The following is a 16,763-nucleotide window of genomic DNA, read 5'->3' as shown; positions in this document are numbered from 1 at the left end:
ACAATTGCCCATTGACCTTGAAAATGAGCGGGTTAAAGCGCTGAAAGAAACAGCACAGGCTTTAACGCGGTATATTGCTCATCGCTGAATTTGACTTTTGCGCTGGCGTAAATTTCCATGATGCTTTTAAATATTTTGCGTGCGGCGCCCGGTTAAATTATTGAACAGCTGGATATTTTTTTCATTAATTGCTGTAGGCTTTCCGAAAAGCAGCCCTGCTTTTATATGGAAGAAAATACTGGATAAGGCTGAACGCTTCATTTTACGGCAGCATGTGCCGCCGCAATTTTGAGGTTTAAACTGTTAATAACAATATTTATATACTTTTCAGCATCATCTTTAAAAATCATATATTGCAATGCTAAGCCATAGCTTAATGAGATTAATTCAGCGGTGATATTCTCAATATGCCCTTGATCTGCAAATTGCAGCGCAGGAATGAGGTGGATTAAAATTTTGGCCGCTTCATCTTTATGAATCTGCCAAACTTTTTGATACTCTGATGCAAAAGATTCATCGCGGGATGCATATAATTGCAGTTCAATTGATATTTTCAGCCATTCAAAATTATTAAAAAAATCGCTGAGCCAGGCGCGAAGCCCATTAATTGAATGGCCGATATCCGGGCCTTCTCTGGATATTATTTTCTGAAGCTGAAGATTTTCTTTCTGAAACTGCAGGCGCATTAATTCTAATAAAAAATCTTCTTTATTGCTGAAATTTGAATAAAAAGCGCCTTGAGTATAGCCGGCATCGTTTGAGATATTTCTAATAGAAACAGCGCCATATCCATGACTAGAAATCAGCGCAAAGCCGGATTCAATAAGGGCTAAGCGGGTTTCAAGCTGCTTTTCATCGCGTGACAGTTTTTTTGAATTCATGAAGAAAAATAAATTAGATAACAATTGATATCTTAAATTTTATGCGCTAACTTTGCTACTTGTTTTTCGGATTTCACTTGAAATCTGAAAAATATTCCAATTTTAGAGATTATTATGAATCATAGTGCGCATAAACGAATTGCTGTAATTAATGGGCATCCTTCAAAAAGCAGTTTTAATGCTGCGCTGGCCCATGCTTATGCAGCTTGCGCGGCGAAGTGTCAGGCCCAAGTTGATTTAATTGAGGTAGGGCAATTGGATTTTGATCCTAATCTGAAAAATGGCTATGAACAGAGAATGGAGCTGGAGCCGGACTTAATGGATGCCTGGCAAAAAATTGAGCTTGCGGATCATTTGGTCTGGATTTTTCCTGTCTGGTGGGGCGGGCTGCCGGCAGCGGCAAAAGGCTTTATTGACCGTGTGTTTTTACCGGGCAGGGCTTTCAGCTATTATGAAAACAGCAATCGCATCAAAGGCCATTTATTGAATAAGACCGCAAGAATCATCACGACATTGGATCAGCCGGGCTGGATGTATAAATGGTATTTTGGCGAACCGAGCACTCGGCAGCTGAAAAAAACGACCCTGGAGTTTTGCGGTGTAAAAAAGATTAAAACGGTGTATATCGGCGCTGTCCGCGGTTCCAGTGAACTAAAGCGTGAAAAATGGCTGAAATTAATGGAGGAATGCGCAAAGCAGGATTGCGCTCAGGCTTAGGCGCTGTACTTCAATGAATTGAATCAGTCATAAAAATTAACTGCAACAGGGGATTGCTGGAGCTATGAATTGCGTGAGCCTTGGCTGTAAAAAAACTTAAAAGATGCATTCCTTTATGCTTTATGGATTCAAGGCGCGGCTTGAATCTTACTGCGCCTGTCAGTTTTAATTTGTGTTAAATCCTTTTCAGCTGGATTCAAGAAGATGCAAAAATTGTCTGGGAAATGGCGGCTATTCAACATTCCCTAAGTCTGTGAACCGTACTGGAACAGCATTTACCAGCCAAACATTATTTTCGGCTTGATAAAATTTAAATCCTTCATTGTGCATTTTTAAAGCCTCTATGATGATAATTTTTACTTTTCCATAGCGTGAGCCGACAGATGCTGCTGTTTGCTGATCTTCCGTTAAATGAACATACTGCCGTTCTTTGGATAATAAACCTTGTACTTTTATCGAGTCTATAAAGCGCAGGGCTGTTCCATGATATAAAAAAACGGGAGGTATTTTTTCTGCAAAATTAAGGTTTACGGCTGCTGTGGAGTGGCCTTGTACAGCTCGAATTTTTAAACCGTCATCAGAAATTTGAAAACGCTTTTTATCGCTATTCGTTACGGCAGCTTGAATGACAGCTAAACTCAGGGATGCATGAGTAACCGGCTGGGATTTTTTGATTAATTCAGCAATATTTCCCCAGCCTTCAGAATCTAATTCAAGGCCAATTTCTTCTGGCTTGTGTCTTAAAATATAGCTTAAATATTTGCTGAGTTCTTTTTCATTCATTTTAATCAATTTTCATGGGTCATAAGAATCAATGACGCATTATACAGGTCTGCAGGCTGCAGAGTGAGCCTTTGCGGTTTTAGCTTGAGCACTGCTTTATGCAATGGCGGTGACCTGGCAGCAGCAGTTTCTGAAATCACCCGGGCCAGTTTCCTGCGTTACAATCACATGAACCCCGATCTGGCTCAGCTTTTCCCGCAACCTGTCTGCCATTCCTGCAGTCACCAGAATATCCATGGGCCAAATGCTCTGTTAAGGGAAAATAGGCTGCCGCACCGTGCTTTCCCTCTCATTTATGGATGATTATTGCGCTGCTGAGGGAGGCATGCAGTCCATCATCATCTGCATCATGGATTGCATCATATCCATGCGCTTTTCCATCATTTGCTGACGCTCAGCCATATTTGCATTCATGCTTTGGCTGCCCATCTGCTTCATCATGGCCATGCCTTCCTGCATGAGCTTCATGTGCTCAGCCATCAGCGCTTGCCGTTCTTGAGGTTTTTTGGCAGCCATCATCTTTTTGTGCATGGCCTGCATCGCTTTCATGTGCTGGTCCATTGCGGCCATTTTGTCTGAAGCCATTGCGCCGGCAGCTGTATTTTTAACAGCTGCTGCAGGCGGCGCTGCATTTTCTGGGTGATGAGTTTTATGTTCTTCAGTGCTTTGCGCAAATATGCCTAGAGCGGCCGTTGCTATACAAAGTCCGAGCAAAGTCTGGCGGATATAAGACATGATTTTTCCTTCCATCAGTTGATACGCTGAGACCACCTTTAAATGAATACAGCAAGCAGATTGAGGTGATTTCACTGGTTTGAACAGCTAAAAATTGATTTAAGGCAATGCGCTTTTCCTGGCTGCGTCCCCCCTATGCTGCCGCAGGCAGCTTGGCTGTAATTGAGCTTATTCTGAGATTTGCTGTTTGGATTTGAATGAGCTTGATTGCGCTTTTAAAAAAGATCAAACCTCTGATTTTTTTCAGAGGCATCTCACATTTATTTTAAAGAAGTTTATCACTGGCGATTATGTGATTTTTGAAAATGACAAAAATGTAATTTTGAGGCTATGACTGTGTATTTTATCCTTTGTTCACAAGGAAACTTAGGAGGGTAAGCATATTAAAAAGTAGGGCAACTTGCTTATATAAAAGCAAAAATAGAGGCTGTTTCCGTTCGGAAATCAGCCAAGCAAAATTCAGGCAGCGTATTCGCTTTTTCATCATGGATTTCTCACCGCAACAGATGCGGCCAAGCGAACCCTAATTGCTTTACGTTCTGCCAACACTATTTTCATTAAATTACGCAAAAAACCGCTGCACAATGCGCGGAAATATCTCCTTTGAATAGTATATTGAATTGAATGAAGCTTGCTTTGGCGCCCGCCGTGTCCGCGCTATGAGCAGCACTCGCGGCGCTTCCGGTAAAACGATCGTATTGGGATTGCTTAAAGGAGATGGCAACGCCTATGCAGAATCGCCCCTGACTGCTTTAAAGCCACGCTGCAAGGGATTATCCGCGGTCATGTTGATGTAAACACGGTAAGCAATGCAGATGGATGGCGCGGTTATGACAGTTTAGCCGATATTGGCTTTAATCAGCATTTTAGAGTCAACCGCAGCAGCGGGTTCGCTTGCGGAGAGCGCCCTATTAATGGCATAGAATCATTCTGGGGCGATGCAAAGAAGAGATTGGTCAAGTTTAATGGAATTGATAAAAAGATGCTTTATCTGCATATCAAGGAAACGGAAGACCGCTTTACTCATCGGCATGATAATTTATCCCTGAATTTGCTTAAACTGTTCCATTAAAACCCTCTTTAGCTTCCTAAGTCCCATTGAAAATATGAGACCTCTTGCGGAAGGATCATTTTTGACGATTTTAGGCTTTGATCTTTCTTTAAGAATCAAAGCTTATTGCCGATTAAATGTTGACTAGCGCAAGAGATCCATTAAGTTGAAAAAGATTTTGCGGCTAGCCTAAGCTTTTTATGAAATCATCCGGGTCAGTGTCCTGCGTCACAATGACATGAACCCCGATATTGCTCAGCTTTTCCCGCAGCCTGTCTCCCATTCCTGCCGTCACCAGAATATCCATGGGGCGCAGGCTGTCCAAAATCAGGCCGGATTGAGAAAAAGTGTCTTCTTTCTCAGCTTCAATCAGCTGCTTGCCGATGATTTCTTTGCCGCTGACTTCATAGCGCCAGAACTTCCGGCATTTCCCGGCATGCGGGGTGATGGTACGCTTATTCTGAGAGGTGATTACAATAAACATCAACGGTGTCCTTAGGAAAAACTGCTGTTTTGATCAGCATTCATCTATAGAAAATTTGGCTATCAATCCAAGGCTTGTGAAATGTGAACGATGCAGGAGCACGGTTCATAGTGCGTTTTAAGCCAGATTTTCAAATACAAACTGCGGCGACTTAATAAACAGCTTCAGCAGCGCCTGCGCTGAACTGGACGGGTGGCGGACGCCGCGCTCCCAGCTTTCCAGCGTGCGGGCTGAAATGCAGAGCTTTGCCGCCAGCTCGGTCTGAGAGATATTCAGCGCGTGGCGGACGCTCACGATCTGCTGAGCTAAATCTGCATCTGCGCAGCTGATTTTATTTGCATCAGTATTTGTATTGCTGTGTTGAAGCAGATCCATCGCGATCTCCTCCTTAAAGTCAAATAAGTAAGCTGTGAAAACAGCATCATCAATCTAAAAATGCTCAGTACGCCATGAAGGCGCCTGCATAAAGCAAAGTGCGGTTCAATCCGGCTTTTGGCTGCTGCGCCGATCAGACTGTTGTGATCATTCAGACCGGCGCGGATATGGCAGCCTGCGCCGCGGAGCGCATATGCAAAGCACTCAAGCAGCCTTATAAGCGCGGGGAAATGCAGCAGGCGGCTGAATTTTCAATTATTCAGCTGATGGAAAGCAGCGGCGGCGCGCGGCCCTGAGGAATCAGAAACAGCAGTCCGCGCTTGAAGAATGCCGGGCTGATGCTGTCTGAGAAGGCTAGCAGGCGCGCCTGCACCCGGATCAGAACATAGCTGAGTTTGGTATCCAGCAGCGGCAGGGCGTAGCTGTAGACGAGGCAATACTGGCATTCATGGTGGGCATGATGCGGGCTTTGAGGCTGCTGTTCAGGCGCATGCTCAAGATGCTGTGCATCTGACAGCGCATGATGATTGGCATGCGGAAGCGCGGCGGTGACTGCGCTCTGCTGCAGGTGCAGCGCCTGAACAATAGTTTCACAGACAGAAGAAACGTGGCGGTTTTCTGGCAGTAAAGGCTGCAGGAACACAGCAATTTGTAACAGGATTGCAGATAAGCCAAGCAATCTTCCCAGCATTGTAAGCACTGAACTGATTTTTTATGGAAATCATATATGAATTAATGATAACAAAAATTAGACAATTTGATAATTAAAAAAAACAATGCGCTGCGCAGTATTTTTACTGATAATTTTAATTAAGCCTGCAGTTTTTATAAGAAAATAGCTGGCTTCAATTGGCCTGCCCATGATTTTGTGCGCAGTCCGCTTTTCATTTATAGCTTTCAGCGGCCATTCAGATCGAGCTTAAGCTGCGTCAGGCAATCCTTGCAGCGCCTCGGCTTGCGCAAACTGCAAACCCGCTCCTACAGGGCGCCAAACTGCTGCCAGGTTCCGCCGCTTTTAAAACTGGCATAATGGGCTTGCAGCGCATTCAGTTCATGGTGCTGCGCGTACGCCAGCAGCATCAGGCCGAAAATAAAGCTGATTTTAAGCGCAATTCTAATTCTGGGGTTCGTATTTAACAGGCTGATGCTCAATAGCGTCAGCACCATTGAAGGAATGAGCGCCGCCGCGCTGAACAGATGCAAGCCGGCGGCGCCGAACAGCAAAACCGCTAAAATAAGCAGCCCTGAACCTTGGAAAATCCATTGATTCGGAGCAGGCCGCATCAGAAAAGCCTGCTGCAGCATTAAAATGACCGCGGCAAAAAAATAAAACGCCATCCCGCCAATGACCGCGAAATAGGCGGCGTTCAAGGCGCAGTAAGTCAGCAGCAGCCAAGCGGCGGCGCAATACAGCTGCTGGCAGCGCCGGCGGCTCAGCCCGGTTGCTTTTTCCATAAAAATCAATCCTCATCTGTACGGTTAAGGCCTGCAATTGGCCTAATGCTGATCAGTTCAGCGTAATTTTATTATTACTGATTGATAAATCTCTCCTAACCCTGAGCCATATATGGCGCAAGACAAAAGAGGGGGATGAACAGCATTGCTGTGCAAGGAATTCAATACGGTATTGAGTTCCGAAATACTCCCTCCCTTGAAAAAGGTGAGCAGCACTGCTGCGCAAGGGGAGGATTAAAAATGCTTAACTGACTGGCATTATGTAATCGGCCGGCTGACGCTGTTCATAGCGGCTATTTCTCTGCCGTGGGCAGTGTATATGTGTCATGGCTGTCCGGCGCTTTAAGCAAATCGCGCGTCCGCATCAGGCTTGCGCAGCCGATGAGCAGGCAAATGCCGCAGCCGATCAGCACTGCAGGCACGGCAGTGAAGCAGCGCGCCATAAAGCTGGCATGCAGTGCCCCGAACTGATTGCCAGAGGTCACTAAAATGCCGTTCAAGGCGGCGACCCGGCCTAAAAGCGCTTTCGGCGGCAGCTGCTGGAACAGGGTTTGCCGGATCACCATGCTGATGCTGTCCAATGCGCCGGCTGCAGCCAGCAAAGCTGCGGAGAGCCAGAAGAAGGGCGAAAGCGCAAAAGCCAGCGTGCAGCAGGCAATGCCTAAACTGGCCATAAGCATATTGCGCCATGCATACCGCATCGGTGAAACCAGGGTCAGGCACAGCATCATCAGGCAGGAGCCGGCCGCAGGCGCTGCCCTTAAGATGCCTAGGCCTTCGGCGCCAGTATGCAGAATATCCTCCGCGAAAACCGGCAGCAGAATGGCGACGCCGCAAAACAGCATCAGGGCGAGGTCCAGCAGTATGGCCCAGAACATCAGCCGGTGCCTGAAGATAAACAGCAGCGCTTCCTTCAGGCTTTCGGCCATGCGCTGCGCGGATGCTCTGGGAAATTCGCGCGGGCTTAAGGCATACAGAGCGATGCTGCCGATGCAGCACAGGATGAAGGCAAAAAAGAGCACGCTTGCAAGGCCAAACTGGCTGAACAGCAGTCCCGAGCATACAGGGCCTGCAATTGCTCCAATCTGCCAAATCATTGAAGTCCATGCAGAGGCGTTGGCATAAGCGTGTTCGGGCACCAGAAAGGGGCGCAGGGAATTGAATGACGGGCTGTAGATGCCGCGCAAGATGCCTAAGCAGAACATCAGGCTGTAGATGCCCAGCAGCAGCGCGCTTTGCGGAATCGCCTGCTGCTGATAGGCGTGAAAGAGGGCGATGAATAAAAGCGGAATGGCCGCGCTGCAGCTGAAGCCCCATTGCAGGATTTTCTGGCGGTTGAAGCGGTCGGCCCAATGCCCGCCCAGCAGCGACAGGCAGATAAATGGAATCAGCTCTGCCAGCGCAGCCAGCCCCAGGCTTAAGGGGTTCTGCGTAAGCTGGTAAAGTGAATAGCTGATGACTACTTCCTGAATCAGAACAGCCAGGCAGAGGCACAGCTGGTTCAGGCTCAGCAATGAAAAATCGCGGCAGCGGAACGCAAGGAAAGCGCCGGAATGGGAAAGCGACATAAAAATCAATAAAAGCTGGCGGGAGAAAAGAAAAAGGACGAACCGAAGTTCATCCTTTTGTTAAAGAAGGTAATTTTACTGCGCTTTGGCGACAGCTGCAGTTTCATCATTGGCTGCTTTAGCCATTGGCGTGTAGTTCAGGCCCAGCGTTTTGCTGGTGTCCTGGCGCACTTGATCAAGCAGCACAGGGTTGGTGCTCAGCTCTTGCTGGTATGAAGTTACAATTTCATGCAGCTTCGGATTCCACTTGCCTTTCACTTGCTGCGGGAAGGCTTTTTCAAGCAGGCTCAGCATGATGTAAGGCGAAGTCGAAGCGCCCGGAGAAGCGCCCAGCAGCGCAGTGACCGCGCCGTCTTTAGAGGCGAAGATTTCCGTGCCGAACTGCAGGCTGGCAGGCTTGCCCGGCTCTTTCTTAATGATCTGAACGCGCTGGCCGCCTTGATTCATGCGCCAGTCTTCAGGCTTGGCATCCGGGTAGTATTTTTTCAGCTCATTGAAGCGGTCTGCATCGGTCATCATCACTTGGCTGACTAAATATTTAACCAGATCAAGGTTTTCCATGCCAATTGCCGTCATCGGCAGGACATTGTTCTTGGTGGTTGATTTTAATAAATCAAGCTGAGAACCCTGCTTCAGGAACTTGTTGGAATAGGTTGCGAATGGCCCGAACAGCACATATTTTTTGCCGTCAATATAGCGGGTGTCAATATGCGGCACAGACATTGGCGGCGCGCCCAGTTCAGCGCGGCCATAGACTTTTGCGGTATGGCCTGCAGTCACTTTCGGGTTGTCTGTCATTAAGAAGACGCCGCCTACAGGGAAGCCGGCATATTGCTTGGCTTCAGGCAAACCGGTCATCTGCAGCAGCTTAACCGCTGCGCCGCCCGCGCCAATGAAGACAAAACGGGTTTTAACATGGTCTGTTGCGCCTGTTTTCAGGTTTGTAAACGAAATCGACCAAGTTTTGTCATCGTTTTGGCTGATGCCGGTCACTTCAGTTGAAGTCTGCAGCTTGAAGTTGGACTGCTTATTCAGGTTGCTGACCAGCTGCGTGGTGATTGCGCCGTAGTTGACATCTGAACCGACGTCCATGCGCGTCGCTGCAACTTTTTGCGATGCATCACGGCCAGTCATGACCAGTGGCGCCCACTGCTTGATTTCTTCCGGATTTTCCGAAAGCTTCATGCCGTAGAACATTGGATTTTTCACCATTGCAGCATGGCGCTTTTCCAGAAAGTCGACGTTATCGCCCCAGACAAAGGCAATATGCGGCACAGGGTTGATAAAGCTTTTCGGTTCGCCCAAGACGCCCTGCTTCACCTGATATGACCAGAACTGTTTTGCGACTTCAAACTGCTCGGCAACTTTCACTGCCTTGGAAATGTCCATTTTGCCATCTTTTTCAGAGGTATAGTTCATTTCCATAAAGCCTGAATGGCCTGTGCCGGCATTGTTCAAGCCGTTGGAACTTTCCTGCGCAACCTGATCAAGGCGCTCATACATGCGGATTTGCCAATCCGGCTCCAGCTCGCTGAGATAAGTGCCTAATGTTGCGCTCATGATGCCGCCGCCAACCAGTACGGCGTCAACAACCTGTTCATTATTGGCGGTTTGGATTTTTTTAGACGCCGTGGGCCTGAATAAAAAAATCAATGCTGCAATTAAAAGCAGTACGATGAATACCGCGAGGTACTTTAGAAATTTTTTCATGCGATTTTTACCTTAGGGAGCAGGTTTTTGCATCGCTTTAGAGCGAATAGAGAATAACAGCAAAAATAAAAAAGAAAGTGGCGGAAGCTGCGGAAAACTGAACGTTCAAAGCAAGGAGGGAGAAATGCCGCTGCTTCTTGGAAATAAGAGGCAAATGCATTTTTCAGTTCCGCAGCAAGTTGCCATTCAAAGCCTATTTTAGACTAAATAAGTATTGACTTAGTAATTTTTATTGTAAATGTGTTTGTGATTTGTATAAAAATAAATGATGGCTTAGGCGCTCCGCGGCGCAGGGCGGATTTGAAATCAGCTGCGCAGGGCCGGCAGCAGGCATTGCAATAGCGCTGCTCGGCGGCAAGGATGCTGCATACTTCATTTGCAATTCAAGCATTTATGCGGGTTTAAGCCGGATCATCTGCGTGGCGGCTGCGCGCAAAGTTCCCGCTTTTCCGGCAGGCGCATAGCGTGCCGGCTGTAAAATATCAGCGCTGCATAGGAGCTGCATAAATTTACTAGACGACCGGTCTAATATATGATTATGCTATGCCCATGAAACGATCAAACAAAAGTGCGGCGACCCGGCAGCACATTCTGGACACCAGTTTTGCGCTGGTGCTGCGTAAAGGATTTGCCGGCGTGGGCCTGCAGGAAATTTTAACCGCCTGTGACGTGCCGAAAGGCTCGTTCTACCATTATTTCGCCTCGAAAGAGGCGTTCGGCTGCGCTTTGCTGGAGCAATACATTGCCGATTATAGAAAACAGGTTGAACAGCTCTGGCAGCAGGCGGACGGCAGCGCCTATGCGCGCCTGATGGCGCTGTGGCAGTCCTGGATTGAAGACCCCGTGCATGGGGGCTGGGCGGAAAACTGCCTGATTGTGAAACTGGCGGCCGAAGTTTCGGACTTATCGGAAGATATGCGCCAGATTCTGAATTATGGGGTGAGGAAGCTGACGGAAGGCGTTGCGGCGCTGCTGCGCGAAGGCCAGCAGGAAGGCTCAATTCCCCAGCATATTGACCCGGCCAAAATGGCGCAAGTCATGTATCAGCTGTGGCTGGGCGCGGCCTTGCTGGCGAAACTGGCGCAGGACAAAGCGCCGCTGCATTTGGCTTTGGAAACCACGCAAGATTTACTGCAACCGATTAAGGAATAGACCATGCGAAGCATTATTCACTGCACTTTTGGCGAACCGGCAGAGGTGCTGCAGCTGGCGGAAATGCCGCAGCCTGAACCGCAGGCGGGCGAAGTCCGCATCAAAACCATTCTGTCACCCATGCACAATCATGATGTCTGGACTGTGCGCGGCAATTATGGCTATAAGCCGGCATTGCCTGCCATTGGCGGCAGCGAAGCGGTAGGCGTAATTGACGCTTTGGGCGAAGGCGTCAGCGGCGTTGCCCTTGGGCAGCGCGTGGCGGTGGCGGCGGTGCACGGCAGCTGGGCTGAGTACTTCATTGCGCCGGCCCAAGGCGTTGTGCCTTTAAATGATGAAATTGATGATGAAACCGCTGCGCAGCTGATCGGGATGCCGATCAGTGCCTTGATGCTGCTGGATTTTGTCAATCTGCAGCCGGGGCAGTGGCTGATTCAGAACACCGCCAACGGCGCCGTGGGCAAAACCGTTGCCATGATTGCGCAGGCGCGCGGCCAGCAGGTGATTAATCTGGTGCGCCGCAGCAGCGCCGCGGCGGAAATGCAGGCGCTGGGCATTCAGCATGTGGTCGCGGCCGATCAGGCCGATTGGCGGGAACAGGTCAAAGCCATTCATGGAGATCAGCCGCTTATGGCTGGGGTGGATTCGATTGGCGGCAGCGCCAGCGGCGAACTGCTGGCGCTGCTCAGTGAAAACAGCCTGCTGGTTTCATTCGGCAGCATGAGCGGGGAAGCTATGAAAATTGCATCCGGCGACCTGATTTTTAAGCAGGCCGCGGTTAAAGGCTTCTGGGCCAGCGCCGTGAATAAGCAGCTGCCGGCGGAACGCAAAAAGGCTTTGATTGCGGAGCTGCTGACTTTGGCTGCGCAGAAAAAACTGGCGCTGCCGGTTGAAGGCGTGTTCAGCTTTGAGCAGATTCAAGCTGCCGCCTTGAAAGCGGTTGAAGGCGGGCGCCAAGGCAAAGTCCTGCTTAAGCCCTAAGCGCAGGGCGGGTCAGCCGCATGGCTGATCCGCTGCTGTTCCAATAATAAAAAAAGGAAAACTGCATGATAGGACAAATACTCATCGGGCTGATTGCCTTGCTGCATGTGTATATTTTAATTCTGGAAATGTTTTTATGGGATAGGCCTTACGGCTTGAAAGCCTTTGCCAATACCCCGGAAAAAGCCCGGCTGACCAAAGTCATGGCGCAGAATCAAGGCTTGTATAACGGCTTTTTAGCTGCCGGCCTGTTCTGGTCTTTATGGGCGCCGGAGGCTTATGCTTTGGCGCTGGCCAATTTTTTTCTAGGCTGTGTCTTGGCGGCGGGAATTTATGGCGGGCTTACAGCCAGCAAGAAAATTATTTACATACAGGCGCTTCCTGCCTTGTTGGCGCTGCTGGCGGTCAATCTGCTTTAACGGCATTCAGGGCTGAGCGCTGAAGCATGCTCAGCGCGCTGGAAATTTTTATGCCCGGATGGCATGCCTGCGCTGAAGGTTCAGCAGGCCATGGAAAAGCGCCGTTCAAAAATAGACTCGACGCTTTCAAATGCTAAATTTCTGGGAATGTCCTGATGCTGCCGCGCATAAAAATTCACTGCGCTTTCCAGCGTTTGCAGGAAGTCATTATAGTTCTGTTCAAAGTCATGCAGATCCAGCAGGTCTAAGCGCCGGGCGCTATAGCAGTTATACTGTGCAATAAAGTCCAGCATTAATTTCTGAATGGGCGGATGGGTGAAATAGATTAAGTAAGTGGCTGCTGAGCCGCAATGCAGGCAGCCTTGCTCAAGGTAAATTTCTTCATTGTTGAGCCAGCAGCATTGCAGGGTGAAAAATGCGCGGATGGCTTCGGTGCCTAAAGTCGGTTGTGGCATGGCGTGCACCTCAGAGGGCAGATTTGAAATGATAAAGCATTTATTGATAATGATTATCATTTATTTTTTGGCAAAAGTCTACCGGCCGGCCTCTATTGCAGGCTTATTCTTTTGAAATGATCCGGCCAGCCGCCAGTGCTGTCCCGAAGTTTCTTTTGCTTAACTATGGGGCAGCAATGGGTCTGCCGCTCAAGTTTTATAGGTCGACAGCAAGATGCTGGTTTCAGTATTGTAAATTCCTGAAATGGTTCGAATCCTTTCCAGCGTTTTATCAAAGCTTTCCAGGCTGTCGGTTTTCAGCTCTACCAGCAGATCCCATTTGCCGTTGGTGGTATGCAGCGTATGCACAGCAGGGTCAATCCGCAGCTCTTTCACCACGGCGCTGGTCTTGGTGCCTTCCACCATAATATTCATCCATGCGCGGATGGTGTTTTTTTCTGCGCTGGGCTTAATGCGCACGGTATAGCCGGTGATGATGCCGCTGGCTTCCATATGCTCAATGCGCTTTTGCACCGTCGCGCGCGAAACCCGCACTTTGCTGGCCAGATCGGTAATGGAAATTCGGGCATTATCCCGCAGCAAACCGAGGATTTGATTGTCTGTTTCGTTCATTTTGATTTTGTCACTTAGCGGATTGATAAAATTTATTCCATTTTAATCAAAATAACAACTTTTTTGATTCAATTTGATTTTTCATACTATGCGTATTGAACAAGGTGTGAGATGGAGCAGTACCGAGCTGAGGCGGTATTCATTTTGCGCCCTGTCCGATGCTGTTAATGGATGTGATTCACCAAATTTTAAAAGGGAAATATCAATGTCTTTGTCATATGAAATGGACAATAGTGGCGCATGGCAGACTTATCTGGCTCAGATTAACCGCGTTGCGCCTTATCTGGAAGACGACCTAATTCCATTTATCAATACCCTGAAGCGGCCGAAGCGCGCATTGATTGTCGATGTGCCGATTGTGATGGACGACGGTTCCATCCAGCACTTCGAAGGCTACCGCGTGCAGCACAACCTGTCGCGCGGCCCGGGTAAAGGCGGCATCCGCTATCATCCGGATGTTGAACTTAACGAAGTCATGGCACTCTCAGCGTGGATGACGATTAAAACTGCGGTTTTAAATTTGCCGTACGGCGGCGCCAAAGGCGGCATCCGTGTAGACCCGCGCAAGCTGTCTCCGCGTGAGCTGGAACGCCTGACCCGCCGCTTTACCAGCGAAATCAGCCCAATCATCGGCCCGCAAATGGATATTCCTGCACCGGATGTAGGCACCAATGCCGACATTATGGGCTGGATGATGGACACTTATTCAAGCATCAAAGGCCATACCGTAACAGGCGTAGTCACAGGCAAGCCTGTGCACTTGGGCGGTTCTTTAGGCCGTGTCCGCGCGACTGGCCGCGGCGTGTTTGTCACAGGCTTGGAAGTTGCCAAAAAAATTAACCTCGCGCTTGAAGGCAGCCGTGTGGCGATTCAAGGCTTCGGCAATGTCGGCAGCGAAGCGGCTTACTTATTCTACAAAGCCAATGCGAAAGTGGTTTGTGTGCAGGACCATACCGGCACAATCTTCAATGCAGAAGGCATGAATGTTAAGCAGCTGCAGGATTACGTTGCGGTTCATAAAGGTGTAGCAGGTTTCCCTGATGCAGCCTTGATTGAAGACGATGCATTTTGGGCGGTCGAGATGGAAATTTTAATTCCAGCTGCCTTAGAAGGCCAGATTACTGCTGAACGTGCGAAAAACTTGACTGCAAAACTGGTTCTGGAAGGCGCAAACGGCCCAACTTATCCAGATGCAGAAGACATTCTTTTAGAACGTCAAATCACAATTGTGCCTGACGTGCTGTGCAACGCCGGCGGCGTAACCGTAAGTTACTTCGAATGGGTGCAGGACTTGGCGAGCTACTTCTGGACTGAAGAAGAAATCAATGAGCGTTTGGACAAGCTCATGATTAAAGCTGTTGAAGACGTTTGGCATACAGCCGGCGACAAAGACTGCAGCCTGCGCACAGCAGCCTACATTCTGGCGTGTGAACGCATCTTGAAAGCGCGTAAAGAGCGGGGGATTTTCCCGGGTTAAGGGGAAATTCCGCGCCTTGCGCGTGAACTGAAGAAACAGCAACGCCAGATTTTTTAAGGAAGAATAAACCATGAGCCAAAATACTCAACCGAACCGCCAAGATTTTAACCAGTATATGGTGCCTGTTTTTGCGCCTGCGCAGTTTATTCCTGTGCGCGGCGAAGGCTCGCGCCTGTGGGATCAGGCAGGCAAAGAATATATCGACTTTGCCGGCGGCATTGCAGTGAATGCTCTTGGGCATGCGCACCCGGTTGCGGTGAACGCATTGACTGAACAGGGCCAGAAGCTGTGGCATATCGGCAATGGCTATACCAATGAGCCGGTGCTGAATTTGGCGAAGCAGCTGGTTGAAAGCACCTTTGCAGATAAAGTGTTTTTCTGCAACTCCGGCGCCGAAGCCAATGAAGCCGCGCTGAAACTGGCGCGCAAGGTCGGCCTGCTTTCAGGTTCAGCCACGAAAAACAAAATTATCGCTTTTCAAAATGCGTTCCACGGACGCACGTTATTTACCGTGACCGCGGGCGGCCAGCCGAAATATTCGCAGGATTTTGCGCCGCTGCCTGAAGGCATCCAGCACCTGCCATTCAATGACTTGGACGCTGCGCGCGCTGCGATTGATGCAGATACCTGCGCGGTGATTGTTGAGCCGATTCAAGGCGAAGGCGGTGTGATTACCGCAACGCCTGAGTTCCTGAAAGGCCTGCGTGAGCTGTGCGACCAGCACGGCGCCGTGCTGATTTTTGACGAAGTGCAAACCGGCGTAGGCCGTACAGGTTCGCTGTATGCCTACATGAACACCGAAGTGACGCCGGACATCTTAACCACAGCGAAGGCTTTGGGCGGCGGTTTCCCAATCGGCGCGATGATTGCTACGGATAAATACGCCAATATGTTTGCAGTGGGCGACCACGGCACAACCTATGGCGGCAACCCGCTGGCGTCTGCAGTGGCAAGCGCGGTATTTGAGTTCATCAATACCCCGGAAGTGCTGAACGGCGTGCGCGCCCGCGCGGAACTTTTTGCTGAAGGCTTGAATGCGCTGAATGCGCGCTATGGCCTGTTTGAAGAAATCCGCGGCCAAGGCCTGCTGATCGGCTGCGCGCTGAAAGCTGAATATGCTGGCAAGGCGAAGGACATTGTTACCCTTGCTGGCCAGGAAGGCTTGCTGGCTTTGGTGGCTGGCCCGAATGTCGTGCGCTTTACGCCGTCATTAATCATTGCTGAAGAGCAAATTAAAGAAGGCCTGCAGCGCTTTGACCGCGCTTTAGCCCGCTTCGTTAACGAGAAATAGGCTTCTCGCTATGATGATTGTTAGACATGCAGAGCATAAAGACCTCGACGATATCTATATTTTGGCAGGGAAGTCAGGCGTTGGCCTGACCTCCCTCCCGCAAAATAAAGAGATTCTGTCTGCGCGTATTTTGCGCACCCAAAATACCCTGCAAGGCCAGGCTGCCCAAAGCGAGCAGGGCTATCTTTTTGTCTTGGAAGACACAGAGCTGCAGCGTGTGGTGGGGGTCAGCGCAATAGAGGTTTCTGTCGGTCTGACTGAGCCGTTTTACAACTATCACGTAGGCAAGCAGGTGCATGCCTCGCAGACCCTGAATGTCTATCAGACGCTGAATACGCTGTTTCTGAGCAATGACCATACAGGCTGCAGCGAGCTGTGCACCTTATTCCTCGACCCGGATTTCCGCAAAAATCAGAACGGCAAGTTTTTGTCCAAGATCCGCTTCCTGTTTATGGCGGCGTTTCAGGACTGCTTTAAAAACACGCTGATTGCTGAAATGCGCGGCTATTCAGATGAAAATGGGCGCTCGCCGTTTTGGGATGCGCTGGGCCATCATTTCTTTGATATGGACTTTGCCACCGCAGACTATTTAAGCGGCATTGGGCAAAAAGTCTTTA

The 16,763-nt window shown here is 49.3% G+C and carries 19 protein-coding genes and 1 pseudogene; 8 read left to right on the top strand and 12 right to left on the bottom strand.

The annotated features are described in order from the left end of the window. Window positions 1-257 precede the first annotated feature (257 nt). Window positions 258-881, bottom strand: a complete 624-nt coding sequence (locus RSA72_RS10805) for a TetR/AcrR family transcriptional regulator (RefSeq protein WP_332622471.1) — start codon at window positions 879-881, stop codon at window positions 258-260. A 114-nt stretch (window positions 882-995) separates the two neighbouring features. On the opposite strand from RSA72_RS10805, the gene RSA72_RS10800 reads away from it, so the two are divergent. Next, window positions 996-1,598, top strand: coding sequence for an NAD(P)H-dependent oxidoreductase (locus RSA72_RS10800; protein WP_332622469.1), 603 nt, complete (start codon window positions 996-998; stop codon window positions 1,596-1,598). Between the two features lie 231 nt (window positions 1,599-1,829). Here RSA72_RS10800 and RSA72_RS10795 read toward each other — a convergent pair whose 3' ends face one another. From RSA72_RS10795 to RSA72_RS10785, 3 genes are all read right to left on the bottom strand, one after another. Further along, on the bottom strand, window positions 1,830-2,381 hold the full coding sequence (locus RSA72_RS10795; protein WP_332622466.1) for an RNA 2'-phosphotransferase: 552 nt from the start codon (window positions 2,379-2,381) through the stop codon (window positions 1,830-1,832). A gap of 96 nt (window positions 2,382-2,477) precedes the next feature. Further along, a complete protein-coding gene (locus RSA72_RS10790; RefSeq protein ID WP_332633173.1) occupies window positions 2,478-2,618 on the bottom strand; it encodes a hypothetical protein in 141 nt (46 codons plus the stop codon). Between the two features lie 66 nt (window positions 2,619-2,684). Beyond that, window positions 2,685-3,116, bottom strand: coding sequence for a hypothetical protein (locus tag RSA72_RS10785; protein ID WP_332622464.1), 432 nt, complete (start codon window positions 3,114-3,116; stop codon window positions 2,685-2,687). A 380-nt stretch (window positions 3,117-3,496) separates the two neighbouring features. On the opposite strand from RSA72_RS10785, the pseudogene RSA72_RS10780 reads away from it, so the two are divergent. Continuing rightward, a pseudogene (locus tag RSA72_RS10780) lies at window positions 3,497-4,188 on the top strand (IS1595 family transposase). Between the two features lie 163 nt (window positions 4,189-4,351). Here the strand turns inward: RSA72_RS10780 and RSA72_RS10775 are convergent. The 6 genes from RSA72_RS10775 to mqo all read right to left on the bottom strand — a co-directional run bounded on the left by RSA72_RS10775 (window position 4,352) and on the right by mqo (window position 9,759). Beyond that, the gene (locus tag RSA72_RS10775) at window positions 4,352-4,651 is read right to left on the bottom strand and encodes a NifB/NifX family molybdenum-iron cluster-binding protein (protein ID WP_332622463.1); all 300 of its coding nucleotides are present in this window, start codon (window positions 4,649-4,651) and stop codon (window positions 4,352-4,354) included. Between the two features lie 117 nt (window positions 4,652-4,768). Then, the gene (locus RSA72_RS10770) at window positions 4,769-5,026 is read right to left on the bottom strand and encodes a helix-turn-helix domain-containing protein (protein WP_332622461.1); all 258 of its coding nucleotides are present in this window, start codon (window positions 5,024-5,026) and stop codon (window positions 4,769-4,771) included. Window positions 5,027-5,285: 259 nt separating this feature from the next. Further along, window positions 5,286-5,717 (bottom strand): DUF2946 family protein, encoded by a 432-nt coding sequence (locus RSA72_RS10765; protein ID WP_332622460.1) that lies wholly within the window; start codon window positions 5,715-5,717, stop codon window positions 5,286-5,288. Between the two features lie 287 nt (window positions 5,718-6,004). Further along, a complete protein-coding gene (locus RSA72_RS10760; protein ID WP_332622459.1) occupies window positions 6,005-6,481 on the bottom strand; it encodes a hypothetical protein in 477 nt (158 codons plus the stop codon). A gap of 293 nt (window positions 6,482-6,774) precedes the next feature. Next, complete coding sequence (locus RSA72_RS10755) at window positions 6,775-8,049, bottom strand: MFS transporter (RefSeq protein WP_332622457.1); 1,275 nt, start codon at window positions 8,047-8,049, stop codon at window positions 6,775-6,777. Between the two features lie 75 nt (window positions 8,050-8,124). After that, on the bottom strand, window positions 8,125-9,759 hold the full coding sequence (gene mqo, locus RSA72_RS10750; RefSeq protein ID WP_332622456.1) for a malate dehydrogenase (quinone): 1,635 nt from the start codon (window positions 9,757-9,759) through the stop codon (window positions 8,125-8,127). A 549-nt stretch (window positions 9,760-10,308) separates the two neighbouring features. Here mqo and RSA72_RS10745 point away from each other — a divergent pair. The 3 genes from RSA72_RS10745 to RSA72_RS10735 all read left to right on the top strand — a co-directional run bounded on the left by RSA72_RS10745 (window position 10,309) and on the right by RSA72_RS10735 (window position 12,311). After that, window positions 10,309-10,911 (top strand): TetR/AcrR family transcriptional regulator, encoded by a 603-nt coding sequence (locus RSA72_RS10745; RefSeq protein ID WP_332622454.1) that lies wholly within the window; start codon window positions 10,309-10,311, stop codon window positions 10,909-10,911. A 3-nt stretch (window positions 10,912-10,914) separates the two neighbouring features. After that, the gene (locus RSA72_RS10740) at window positions 10,915-11,892 is read left to right on the top strand and encodes a zinc-binding dehydrogenase (RefSeq protein ID WP_332622453.1); all 978 of its coding nucleotides are present in this window, start codon (window positions 10,915-10,917) and stop codon (window positions 11,890-11,892) included. Window positions 11,893-11,957: 65 nt separating this feature from the next. Next, window positions 11,958-12,311 carry a DUF1304 domain-containing protein gene (locus tag RSA72_RS10735; RefSeq protein ID WP_332622452.1) on the top strand — a complete coding sequence of 118 codons (354 nt, stop codon included), beginning with the start codon at window positions 11,958-11,960 and terminating at the stop codon, window positions 12,309-12,311. An 80-nt stretch (window positions 12,312-12,391) separates the two neighbouring features. On the opposite strand, the gene RSA72_RS10730 is transcribed toward RSA72_RS10735, so the two are convergent. Together RSA72_RS10730 and RSA72_RS10725 are read right to left on the bottom strand one after the other, a co-directional pair. After that, window positions 12,392-12,766 carry a hypothetical protein gene (locus RSA72_RS10730; protein ID WP_332622451.1) on the bottom strand — a complete coding sequence of 125 codons (375 nt, stop codon included), beginning with the start codon at window positions 12,764-12,766 and terminating at the stop codon, window positions 12,392-12,394. Window positions 12,767-12,955: 189 nt separating this feature from the next. Then, complete coding sequence (locus RSA72_RS10725; protein ID WP_068911172.1) at window positions 12,956-13,378, bottom strand: Lrp/AsnC family transcriptional regulator; 423 nt, start codon at window positions 13,376-13,378, stop codon at window positions 12,956-12,958. 205 nt (window positions 13,379-13,583) lie between these two features. Here RSA72_RS10725 and RSA72_RS10720 point away from each other — a divergent pair, with 205 nt between their 5' ends. From RSA72_RS10720 to RSA72_RS10710, 3 genes are all read left to right on the top strand, one after another. After that, the gene (locus RSA72_RS10720) at window positions 13,584-14,855 is read left to right on the top strand and encodes a Glu/Leu/Phe/Val family dehydrogenase (protein WP_332622449.1); all 1,272 of its coding nucleotides are present in this window, start codon (window positions 13,584-13,586) and stop codon (window positions 14,853-14,855) included. A 70-nt stretch (window positions 14,856-14,925) separates the two neighbouring features. Then, a complete protein-coding gene (locus RSA72_RS10715; protein ID WP_332633171.1) occupies window positions 14,926-16,146 on the top strand; it encodes a bifunctional succinylornithine transaminase/acetylornithine transaminase in 1,221 nt (406 codons plus the stop codon). A 10-nt stretch (window positions 16,147-16,156) separates the two neighbouring features. Continuing rightward, window positions 16,157-16,763 (top strand): arginine N-succinyltransferase (locus RSA72_RS10710; RefSeq protein WP_332633169.1); only part of this gene is annotated, 607 nt, incomplete at its 3' end.

It is taken from the genome of Acinetobacter sp. (assembly GCF_036659555.1).
Taxonomy (GTDB): domain Bacteria; phylum Pseudomonadota; class Gammaproteobacteria; order Pseudomonadales; family Moraxellaceae; genus Acinetobacter.
Note: the sequence above shows the minus strand (reverse complement) of the source record. Positions and strands in the feature narration are given on the sequence as shown.

Bases quoted from the DNA above. Each gene is read 5' to 3' on its own strand.
- RSA72_RS10805 (WP_332622471.1), bottom strand. From the start codon at position 881: ATGAATTCAAAAAAACTGTCACGCGATGAAAAGCAGCTTGAAACCCGC.
- RSA72_RS10800 (WP_332622469.1), top strand. From the start codon at position 996: ATGAATCATAGTGCGCATAAACGAATTGCTGTAATTAATGGGCATCCT.
- RSA72_RS10795 (WP_332622466.1), bottom strand. From the start codon at position 2,381: ATGAATGAAAAAGAACTCAGCAAATATTTAAGCTATATTTTAAGACAC.
- RSA72_RS10790 (WP_332633173.1), bottom strand. From the start codon at position 2,618: ATGGATATTCTGGTGACTGCAGGAATGGCAGACAGGTTGCGGGAAAAG.
- RSA72_RS10785 (WP_332622464.1), bottom strand. From the start codon at position 3,116: ATGTCTTATATCCGCCAGACTTTGCTCGGACTTTGTATAGCAACGGCC.
- RSA72_RS10775 (WP_332622463.1), bottom strand. From the start codon at position 4,651: ATGTTTATTGTAATCACCTCTCAGAATAAGCGTACCATCACCCCGCAT.
- RSA72_RS10770 (WP_332622461.1), bottom strand. From the start codon at position 5,026: ATGGATCTGCTTCAACACAGCAATACAAATACTGATGCAAATAAAATC.
- RSA72_RS10765 (WP_332622460.1), bottom strand. From the start codon at position 5,717: ATGCTGGGAAGATTGCTTGGCTTATCTGCAATCCTGTTACAAATTGCT.
- RSA72_RS10760 (WP_332622459.1), bottom strand. From the start codon at position 6,481: ATGGAAAAAGCAACCGGGCTGAGCCGCCGGCGCTGCCAGCAGCTGTAT.
- RSA72_RS10755 (WP_332622457.1), bottom strand. From the start codon at position 8,049: ATGTCGCTTTCCCATTCCGGCGCTTTCCTTGCGTTCCGCTGCCGCGAT.
- mqo (WP_332622456.1), bottom strand. From the start codon at position 9,759: ATGAAAAAATTTCTAAAGTACCTCGCGGTATTCATCGTACTGCTTTTA.
- RSA72_RS10745 (WP_332622454.1), top strand. From the start codon at position 10,309: ATGAAACGATCAAACAAAAGTGCGGCGACCCGGCAGCACATTCTGGAC.
- RSA72_RS10740 (WP_332622453.1), top strand. From the start codon at position 10,915: ATGCGAAGCATTATTCACTGCACTTTTGGCGAACCGGCAGAGGTGCTG.
- RSA72_RS10735 (WP_332622452.1), top strand. From the start codon at position 11,958: ATGATAGGACAAATACTCATCGGGCTGATTGCCTTGCTGCATGTGTAT.
- RSA72_RS10730 (WP_332622451.1), bottom strand. From the start codon at position 12,766: ATGCCACAACCGACTTTAGGCACCGAAGCCATCCGCGCATTTTTCACC.
- RSA72_RS10725 (WP_068911172.1), bottom strand. From the start codon at position 13,378: ATGAACGAAACAGACAATCAAATCCTCGGTTTGCTGCGGGATAATGCC.
- RSA72_RS10720 (WP_332622449.1), top strand. From the start codon at position 13,584: ATGTCTTTGTCATATGAAATGGACAATAGTGGCGCATGGCAGACTTAT.
- RSA72_RS10715 (WP_332633171.1), top strand. From the start codon at position 14,926: ATGAGCCAAAATACTCAACCGAACCGCCAAGATTTTAACCAGTATATG.